We start from the raw sequence: 1,131 nt of genomic DNA on the forward strand, positions 1-1,131 counted from the left end.
CCAGAAGTAGATAGCTTAACCTTCGGGAGGGCGTTTACCACGGTGTGGTTCATGACTGGGGTGAAGTCGTAACAAGGTAGCCCTAGGGGAACCTGGGGCTGGATCACCTCCTTACCTAAAGACTTATACTGTTTTATGCAGTGTCCACACAGATTGCTTGGTTAAAATGTAAGAGAGCCACTTATTGTTGCCCAACAATAATAAGTATGAACATTGTCCCGTTCGTCTAGAGGCCTAGGACACCGCCCTTTCACGGCGGTAACAGGGGTTCGACTCCCCTACGGGACGCCACTTCTCTTTGAAGTGCAAATTGGGTCGTTAGCTCAGTTGGTAGAGCAGTTGACTTTTAATCAATTGGTCGCAGGTTCGAATCCTGCACGACCCACCATTCTTTCTCACGAAGGAATTAAAACTATCGTGGGCGATTAGCTCAGTTGGGAGAGCACCTCCCTTACAAGGAGGGGGTCACTGGTTCGAGCCCGGTATCGCCCACCACTCTCTAAGAATTTTCTGCACGGAATCGCAGATTTAATGAAGAATACCTTTATTAAGTCCGCATTGTTGTCGCTGAAAATCATTAGAAAGTGGTTATCGTTAGATAATTGCATGCTCTTTAACAATCTGGAAAGCTGACTAGTAAATTCAATCGAAAGATTGATTTTAAAAAATGTTTTTATTCTTTGAATAAAAACGAGTTCTCAAAACAACACACATTCAAGTGTCTTGTATCGAGTCCGGCGAAAAACCAATGTTTAATATTTTTTTGATCGGAGTATTAAACGCAAACCTTGGTTGTTTGAACATACAAGACCTCTTGGGGTTGTATGGTTAAGTGACTAAGCGTACACGGTGGATGCCTTGGCAGTCAGAGGCGATGAAGGACGTATTAACTTGCGATAAGCCCAGATTAGGCAGTAAAAGCCTCTTGAGTCTGGGATTTCCGAATGGGGAAACCCACTTGCATAAGCAAGTATCATTAACTGAATACATAGGTTAATGAGGCAAACCGGGGGAACTGAAACATCTAAGTACCCCGAGGAAGAGAAATCAACCGAGATTCCGGTAGTAGCGGCGAGCGAAACCGGATTAGCCCTTAAGCTAGTTCTGCGTTAGGTGAAGGTTCTGGAAAGT

At 44.5% G+C, this 1,131-nt stretch carries 3 tRNA genes and 2 rRNA genes; all 5 read left to right on the plus strand.

Annotated features, from left to right (window positions below):
- Window positions 1-114 (plus strand): 16S ribosomal RNA (locus CZ809_RS20645); the annotation flags it as partial.
- Window positions 115-215: 101 nt separating this feature from the next.
- A tRNA-Glu gene (locus tag CZ809_RS20650) sits at window positions 216-291 on the plus strand.
- A gap of 21 nt (window positions 292-312) precedes the next feature.
- A tRNA-Lys gene (locus CZ809_RS20655) sits at window positions 313-388 on the plus strand.
- Window positions 389-419: 31 nt separating this feature from the next.
- Window positions 420-495, plus strand: a tRNA-Val gene (locus CZ809_RS20660).
- Between the two features lie 331 nt (window positions 496-826).
- A 23S ribosomal RNA gene (locus CZ809_RS20665) occupies window positions 827-1,131 on the plus strand; the annotation flags it as partial.

Origin of the sequence: Photobacterium piscicola, from assembly GCF_900166965.1 — a bacterium.
In the GTDB taxonomy this organism is placed as follows: Bacteria; Pseudomonadota; Gammaproteobacteria; order Enterobacterales; family Vibrionaceae; genus Photobacterium; species Photobacterium piscicola.